This is a genomic window from Arthrobacter sp. SAFR-179 (genome assembly GCF_059414945.1).
Genome location: NZ_JBPFDM010000019.1, coordinates 20989 through 28580, shown reverse-complemented (window position 1 = coordinate 28580; position 7592 = coordinate 20989). Strand labels below are relative to the sequence as shown.

Genomic DNA, 7592 nt, shown 5'->3' with positions numbered 1-7592 from the left:
TCGCCCGGCGCATCTACCGAACCCTCAACGCGGCAAAACTGGACCCCTGCACGGTTTGACGAACTATAGAAGGGTCATCTACGGAGCAGTCGATGGGGTGGGTGGGCGTAAGAATGCACGCCCCGAACTACCCGGGCGATAGATTGGCAACCATGACTGAAGCCACCTCCACTGACGAAGCCGGCCGCGGCACCATCCTGGTCATCAACGGCCCCAACCTGAACTTGCTGGGCACCCGTGAGCCCGAGAAATACGGCACCTCAACCCTTGCCGACGTGGAGCAGCTGGCTGCGGCCGCCGGGAAGAACCACGGATTCGCGGTGGAGTGCGTCCAGTCCAACCATGAAGGCGTCCTGCTGGACACCATCCACGCCGCCCGGCAGAACGCCGTCGGGATTGTCCTCAACGCCGGCGCCTTCACGCACACGTCCGTGGCACTTCGTGACGCCCTGGCGGCTGTGCAGCTGCCCGCCGTCGAGGTTCACATCACCAACGTGCACCAGCGGGAGGAATTCCGGCACCACTCCTACCTGTCGCCGGTCTGCGCCGCGGTGATTGTTGGCGCCGGAGTGTTCGGCTACAAGCTGGCCATCGACTACCTCGCCGAGGTCCTTTAGCCGCAGGCCGCTACTTCTGGATGCACTGCCCGGAAGAAACGGGAGTGGACAGCGCCGGCGCCTGCTCTGCCACGGGGTCAAGGTCGCTCATGGTGATGGCGAACCCCACCTCGGCATCGGAGGTTGCCTTGGCGAAGACCACGCCGGCCACCTGGCCGTCGGTGGTGAGCAGCGGGCCGCCCGAGTTTCCCGGCTGCACATCCCCGGCCAGGCGGTAGATGTCCTCCGGCGAGGGGTTGTTTCCATAGATGTCCGGGACCAGGACCGTGGCGATGTCCTGCACCGTGGCGGGCTTGGACTGGAAAGGTCCGCCGTGCGGATATCCGGCAAATGCGGCCTGGCTGCCGCCGGGAAGGTCGCGGCTCAGCGGCAACGGCCGGGACGGCAGACTGTCCACGGCAAGGACCGCCAGGTCCCGCTTGGTATCGAAGTAGACCACGCGCCCTGGCATCGCACCGCCGTCGGGCATCTCCACCACCGGCTGCGACACACCCGCAACCACGTGTGCGTTGGTCACCACGCGGTCCTGGGAAACCACGAAGCCGCTGCCGGTCTGGTTCTGTCCGCATTCGTACGCCGTGCCGGCGATCCTGAGGACGGACTGTGCCGCTTTGTTAAGCGCGGGCGTATTGGTGCTGGTGTTGGGTACCTGGACTGCCTGGCCCTGGTCCAGGCCTTCGATCAGCGTAGGGATACCGTTGCCGATCACCGTGGAGCGCAGCTGCGCCATGGTGGCCTTCACGGGAGTGGGGGTGAGCCCGTCGATAAAGCGGATCACCTTGGACTCGGCCAGCTGCTGGGACACCACCGGCACGCCGAGGGAGCTGACACTGAAGGCCAGCATGGACATCACCAGAGCCGAGACCACCAGGTTCAGCGCACCGCCCACCAGCCGGTCCACCGCGCGCAGCGGCCGGATCCGCACCACGCCGCGTAGCTGGCGCCCCACCATGGTGCCCAGCCCATGCCCCAGGGCCATCAGGACGACGGCGGCAGCAATGATGGCGGTGAGCCTCCATCCGGAGTCCTCGACAAAGGTGCTGACGAGGGGGACGGCAAAGAAGGCGGCAATGGCGCCCGCAGCAAAACCGGCAAGGCCACCTGCGGTGACCAGGAACCCGTTGCGAAGGCCGTAGATCAGGTATGACAGCAGCGCCAGGATCAGGACGATGTCCAGGACAGTCAGGCCGACCACAAAGGCTCCTTATTAACAGTTGAATCCCCATTCTAGTGGCGCACACTGACAAACTTCCGCGGCCTGCCCCGCCGTCCGGCAAACCCGCGTTCAACTGCCTGCAGGCGTTTCGGCTGCCAAGTTCGTCACAGAACGTTGAAAATTCTGAAACAATGGCACAAGCCGCCACAGCCGATACTTTTACTCAGGAGATTTCATGGACATCGAGGTACTGCGCCGAGCACCCCTTTTCGCCACGCTCGACGACGACGCATTCCGCCTTCTGACGGATGAGCTGACCGAGGTGGACCTGTCCCGCGGCGCGTCCGTGTTCCGCGAAGGTGACCAGGGTGACCAGCTGTACTTCATCGTCTCCGGCAAGGTGAAGCTCGGACGCACCTCCCCCGACGGCCGCGAATCGCTCCTGGCCATCCTGGGCCCCGGTGAGCTCTTCGGCGAGATGGCGCTGTTCGATCCCAGCCCCCGAACGGCCACCGCCACCGCGGTGTCCGAAACCCGGCTTGCCGGGCTCAAGAACGAGAGCCTGAACACCCTGCTGCGCACGCGCCCCGAGGTGTCGGCCCAGCTGCTGCAGGCCCTGGCCCGCCGCCTCCGCCGCACTAACGACTCCCTCTCCGACCTCGTCTTCTCCGACGTCCCCGGCCGTGTGGCCAAGGCGCTGCTGGACCTGGCGGACCGATTCGGCCGGCCCGCCACCGATGGCGTCCTGGTGGCACACGAGCTGACCCAGGAAGAACTGGCGCAGCTGGTGGGCGCCTCCCGCGAGACGGTCAACAAGGCCCTGGCGGAGTTCGTCCAGCGCGGCTGGCTCCGGCTCGAAGCCCGCGCCGTGGTCATCCTGGACATGCAGCGGCTCCGCCAGCGCTCCCGCTAAACCCCCACGAAAAAGGCCGCCCCGAGGGGCGGCCTTTTCTGTGCCTGGGAGTGGGTCAGTTCTTGACCACGTCCAGTTCGACGACGGCCCACGACAAGGCGGGGAGGCTGAGACGGAGCTCGGACCCGTCTGCCTTGGCTCCCTGGAGCGGCTTGAGGCCCACGCGGTCCGGGTTCTCCTGGTTGTTGATGGTGAAGCGGTCACCGCCCTCGGGAATTTCGAGTACCTCGGCCCTGACCACCCGCTGCGCATCGAAGCCACGCAGGCTGACCTCCACCTCCGCGGCCTCCTCCAGCCCGCGGTTGGCCAGGAACAGGGCCACCCGGCCTGTTTCCTCGTTCCAGGTGGCGCTGACATCCACCAGGTCCGTGTCGCCGAACCGGGCGTTGTCATATTTGTCCGAGTCCACGGACAGCCGCAGGATCCGGCCCTTCGCCAGTTCGGCCATGCGTGCGAAGGGGTGGAAGATGGTCTGGCGCCAGGCAGGGCCATTCTCCTCGCTGAAGATGGGGGCAATGACGTTGACCAGCTGTGCCTGGTTGGCGATCTTGACCCTGTCCCCGTGGCGGAGCAGCGAGTTGAGCAACGTACCGACGACGACGGCGTCCGTCACGTTGTACTTGTCCTCGATGACCCGGGGGTGCTCGCGCCACCCGGCCTTGGAGACGTTGTGCGGCTGGTCCTCGGTATCCAGGCCCCGCTGGTACCAAACGTTCCACTCGTCGAAGGACAAATTAATGTGCTTCTTGTGTTTGCCCTTGGCCCGGACGGCGTCAGCAGTGGCGATGACTGATTCGATGAAGTAGTCCGTGTCCACTGCGCTGGCGAGGAAGCTGCCAACGTCGCCGTCGCGCTCCTGGTAGTAGGCGTGCAGCGAGACGTAGTCCACTTGGTCGTATGCCTGGGTCAGGACCGTCTGCTCCCATGCACCGAAGGTGGGCATTCCGGAATTCGAGCTTCCGCAGGCCACCAGTTCGATGTCCGGGTCCACGAATCTCATGGCCTTGGCCGCTTCCTGGGCCAGCCGGCCGTACTCTTCGGCCGTCTTGTGGCCGATCTGCCACGGACCGTCCATCTCGTTGCCAAGGCACCACAGTTTGATGTTGAACGGATCCTTGTGGCCGTTCTTTGCCCGCAGGTCGGACAGGCGGGTGCCGCCGGGGTGGTTGGCGTATTCGACAATGGCACGGGCAGCGTCCACTCCCCTGGTGCCGAGGTTGATTGCTTCCATGATTTCGGTGCCGGCCTGCCGGGACCAATCCACGAATTCGTGGAGGCCGAAGGCGTTGGTCTCCAGCGTGTGCCAGGCGCCGTCCAGCCTGCGCGGCCGGTCTTCGCGGGGGCCGATCCCGTCCTCCCAGTCGTAGCCGGAGACGAAGTTGCCGCCCGGATAGCGGATGACGGTGGCGCCGAGCTCCTTGACGAGCTTCAGGACGTCCTGGCGGAAGCCGTTGTCGTCAGCCTCCGGGTGGCCGGGTTCGTAAATACCGGTGTAGACGCAGCGGCCCATGTGTTCGACGAATGAGCCAAACAGCCGGCGGGGCACGTCGGCGATGGTGAAGTCGCGGTCGAGGGTGATCCTGGCGCGGGACATGTGCAAATCTCCTTGGGTGTGCTCGGGGTCTGTGATGTAGAAGCGAAGGTGGGAATCAGGTGCCGGCGAGTCCCGTCGTCGCAACGCCCTTGATGATCTGGCGCTGGAAGAACAGGAACACCAGAATCAGCGGCAGGGCTGCAAGCAGGGCCGATGCCATGTTCTGGGCGTACTGGATGCCGTACGCACTCTTGATGGTCTGCAGCCCCACGGGGAGGGTCAGGATGGAGCCGTCGTTGGTGGCGATGAACGGCCAGAGGAAGTTGTTCCAGGCGCCGATGAAAACAAAGATCGCGACGGCGGCCAGGATGGGACGGGACAGCGGCAGGACCACCTGGAGGAAGATCCGCATCCGGCTGGCGCCGTCCATCACAGCGGCTTCCTCGAGTTCGCGGGGAATCTGGTCGAAGAACTTCTTGAGCACGAACACCATGGCGGGGTGGATGACCTGCGGCAGGATGATGGCCCACGACGTATCGATCATGTGCAGCGCCACCATTTGGTAGAACAGCGGAATGATCAGGACCGGCGGCGGGATGATGATGGACGCAATGATCACCACCATGAGGACCTTCTTGCCGCGGAAATCGATCCGGGACAGGGCGTAGGCCACCAGTGCGGAGATCACCAGGGTGATAGCCGTGATGGCCGCCGAGGTGTAGAGGGAATTCCAGGTCCACAGCGGGATGTTGCCGTCCTGGAACACCTTGACGAACGCGTCGGCGGTGAAGCCCGACGGCGGGATCCAGCTGATCTTCGGAGCGGCGGCGTCCGTCTCACTCTTGAAAGCCGTAACGGTTGCCCAGGCGAAAGGCACCAGCCAAAGGACGGCCAGCAGAGCGGCGACTGCCAGGACTGCGGCCCGGCCGGGGGTCATCCTGCTGCCGGTCCTGCGCCTGGCGGACGGCCTGGCAGTGGAGGTGGCGGGGCGGGTGAGGGTTTCGGTTGCCATGGCTATGCACTCCTGCGGCGGGTGATGAAGAACTGGATGACCGATACAGCCACGATCAATCCAAAGAAGATGTAGGAGATGGCTGCCGAATACCCCAGCCGGTACCCGGTGAAGCCGGTTTCGAAGATGTACTGCACCACTGGCCTGGTTGCGCCGCCGGGCCCGCCGGCGGTCATCTGGTAGACCTGGTCGAAAATCTTCAGCGAGGCAAGGATCTGGAGGAGCACGATCATCACCGTGGTGGGTGCCAGCTGCGGCAAGGTGATGGAAAAGAACTGCCGCCAGGCGCCGGCACCGTCAAGCGATGCTGCTTCGTAGTGCTGGGCCGGGATGTTCTGCATGGCTGCCAGGTACAGCAGGAAGTTGAAGCCCACCGTCCACCACAGCGTGGCAATGACGATGGCCCACATCGCTACGCCGGGATCGTTCAGCCACGCCACTTTCGGCAGTCCAACACTGACCAATGCGTTGTTGATGAGGCCCAGCTGGGGGTTGTACATCCAGGTGAAGAACAGGGATACCACGGTGGAGGCCAGCAGGTACGGGGCAAAGTAGGAAAGGCGCCACAACCACTGTGCGGGCAGTCCGACATTAACCAATGCCGCCATGACCAGGGCAACGACCACCAGCGGGACGGTGCTGATGACGGTGAAGTAAAGGGTGTTGCCCAGGGAACGCCACATGTCGGAATCGGCGAGGGCCTCGGCGTAGTTCGCGAAGCCAATGAGGCTGTCGTTCGCGCCGGTAAGCGATTTGCCGGTCAGGCTCATGTACAGCCCGTAGAGGAGGGGCCAGACGAGGAAGACCAGGAAGAACGCCAGGAACGGCGCGGCGAACGCCCAGCCGCTGATGTTGTCCCTGCTTCCCTGGGAACGGGACTTCGCGGGCTTGGACCCCGCCTGGTTGGATACTCTGTGCCGGGACAGGCCGGGCAACGAACCCCGCTGCCCCTCCCTGTCGTGTGATGTTGCTACGGAACTCATTTGGACTCCTATGTCGCTTGGCGGTTCAAACCGGGTTGGGACGGGAAAGCAGGGTGTTGGTGCGCCGCACGAAGGCATCCCAGCCATCAGTTGCCTTGTCGCGGCCGAGGAGCACGTTCTGCACGGTCTCCGCAAAGTAGGTTTGCCAGTCTGAGCCGGATCCGCTGAACCATGCCTCCGGGTCGTAGGCGATGATGTCCGCGGCGTTGGCGTAGTGGATCTGGGGCGTGAGCTCGCGGTAGGCCTGTGACTGGACCACCGGCTGGTAGGCGGGGATGTGGCCTGCTTCGGCCCAGGACAGCGAGCCCTTGAGGATGTCACTCACGAACTTGTAGACATCGCGGCGCTTCACGTCGTCGACATTCAATTGCCGTGGCAGGACGAAGGAATGCGAGTCGGCGTAGGCTGCCGGCGTCCCGTAAAGCGTTGGAATGGTTGCTGCGTCTACCGGGATGCCTGCCTTCTTCATCGTTGGCAGTTCCCAGACGCCGCTGAAGAGCATCCCCGAGGCGCCGCGGGCGAACTCCGCGATCCCTGTACTGATGTCACCACTCTGCGCCGCAATGGTGTCATCGAAGAGCGATGCCATGAACTCCAGGGACTCGATCGCCGCCTCGTTGTCAGCAACCATTGGCTTTCCGGGAGTCAGCTCCATATCTGCCCCGTGCTGCTTGTAGAGGGTGTAGAAGAGGCGCCACATCTGGGACCCGCTGCCGAGGTACCCAAAGGACAAACCGTGGGCTTTCGTCACCTTCTGCATTTCCCGGGCCATGGCAAGGAAGTCCTGCGGGGAATTCACTTCCTGCAACAGCCCGTTCCCGGCCAGGAGGCCGGCTTTCCCGGCCACATCGCGGTTGTAGAACATCACAAAGGGATGTGAATCCAGGGCGATGGAAAAGATCTTGCCGTTGTTCTGGCTCTTGTCCCAGATCCGCGGGGCAAAGCTTTGGGGCGTGACGCCAAATTCTGCCAGCTGGTCCAGGTCCCATGGGTCAATCAGTCCTCCCGGCGCATAGCCTGGAACCCTGCTGGCGTGCATGATGGCCAACTGGGGCGGACGGCCGCCCGCGGAGGCCATGGCGAGCTTGGTGTAGTAGGGCGGCCCCCAGGCAAGAACCGTCGGATGAACCTTGAACCCGGAGTTGCCGTCATTCGCCTTGCTGATCATGTTCTGCATCTTGATGCCGTCGCCGCCGGACAACAGATGCCAGAACTGGATGTCCCTGACAGCCGCGGCGGAGGCGTTCCCACCGCACCCTGCCAGGGCGGCCGCAGCAAACACGCTTCCCATTGCTGCGGTTCCCGATAAGAGCTGCCGCCTTGACAGCTGCCTGCCTGCGAAAGAATCAAACTGCTTCACCCGTCACTCCTTTGGAT

The 7592-nt window shown here is 64.0% G+C and carries 7 protein-coding genes; 2 read left to right on the top strand and 5 right to left on the bottom strand.

Annotation, left to right across the window (positions count from 1 at the left end):
• The first annotated feature begins 152 nt into the window (after window positions 1-152).
• A complete protein-coding gene (gene aroQ / locus ACR65K_RS20425) occupies window positions 153-617 on the top strand; it encodes a type II 3-dehydroquinate dehydratase (protein WP_056328556.1) in 465 nt (154 codons plus the stop codon).
• Window positions 618-627: 10 nt separating this feature from the next.
• Here aroQ and ACR65K_RS20420 read toward each other — a convergent pair whose 3' ends face one another.
• The gene (locus tag ACR65K_RS20420) at window positions 628-1812 is read right to left on the bottom strand and encodes a MarP family serine protease (RefSeq protein ID WP_440154711.1); all 1185 of its coding nucleotides are present in this window, start codon (window positions 1810-1812) and stop codon (window positions 628-630) included.
• A gap of 196 nt (window positions 1813-2008) precedes the next feature.
• Between ACR65K_RS20420 and ACR65K_RS20415 the strand changes: the two genes are divergently transcribed.
• A complete protein-coding gene (locus tag ACR65K_RS20415; protein ID WP_013602309.1) occupies window positions 2009-2686 on the top strand; it encodes a Crp/Fnr family transcriptional regulator in 678 nt (225 codons plus the stop codon).
• A 55-nt stretch (window positions 2687-2741) separates the two neighbouring features.
• On the opposite strand, the gene arfA is transcribed toward ACR65K_RS20415, so the two are convergent.
• The 4 genes from arfA to ACR65K_RS20395 are packed head-to-tail and all read right to left on the bottom strand — an operon-like array spanning window position 2742 to window position 7575.
• On the bottom strand, window positions 2742-4280 hold the full coding sequence (gene arfA / locus ACR65K_RS20410; RefSeq protein ID WP_440154710.1) for an arabinosylfuranosidase ArfA: 1539 nt from the start codon (window positions 4278-4280) through the stop codon (window positions 2742-2744).
• Between the two features lie 55 nt (window positions 4281-4335).
• Window positions 4336-5232, bottom strand: coding sequence for a carbohydrate ABC transporter permease (locus ACR65K_RS20405; RefSeq protein ID WP_440154709.1), 897 nt, complete (start codon window positions 5230-5232; stop codon window positions 4336-4338).
• Window positions 5233-5234: 2 nt separating this feature from the next.
• On the bottom strand, window positions 5235-6215 hold the full coding sequence (locus ACR65K_RS20400; protein ID WP_440154708.1) for a carbohydrate ABC transporter permease: 981 nt from the start codon (window positions 6213-6215) through the stop codon (window positions 5235-5237).
• 25 nt (window positions 6216-6240) lie between these two features.
• Window positions 6241-7575: an extracellular solute-binding protein gene (locus ACR65K_RS20395; protein ID WP_440154707.1), complete on the bottom strand. Its 1335-nt coding sequence runs from the start codon at window positions 7573-7575 to the stop codon at window positions 6241-6243.
• Window positions 7576-7592 lie beyond the last annotated feature (17 nt).